The organism is Bacillus sp. HY001, from assembly GCF_007558965.1.
Lineage (GTDB): Bacteria > Bacillota > Bacilli > Bacillales > Bacillaceae_G > Bacillus_A > Bacillus_A mobilis.
Map to the genome: position 1 here is coordinate 1 of NZ_VLTE01000234.1, position 344 is coordinate 344.

General features: G+C 38.4%; 1 protein-coding gene. It reads left to right on the forward strand.

Going from position 1 to position 344, the window contains the following annotated elements; translation table 11 throughout:
• Nucleotides 1-344: transposase (locus tag FOT98_RS30695; protein WP_144291241.1), on the forward strand; the 344-nt coding region annotated here is incomplete at both ends.

Here is a 344-nt window from a genome sequence, read left to right on the forward strand (position 1 = left end):
AATGCACAGACTGTACAATTCTTAAAGGAATTGTTTTTACAAGTATTTCGAAAGAAGTTTTCTCCAATGACTCCTTTATCTAACCGTTTTACACGTATCCGTATACTAGATTCAACAGCCTTTCAGCTTCCAGCTCAATATGCATCTTCTTACAAAGGGGTAGGCGGAGGTGGTTCAGAAGCTGGTGTGAAAATTCAATTAGAGTATGAACTGATTTCTGGAGAATTTTTAGAAACAGCTGTAAGAGATGGAACAAGTAGCGATTGCCGTTATGGACAGGAACGTACGCAAACATTAGAGCCAGGGGAACTTTCTCTTCGTGATCTTGGTTATTTTTCTATTTA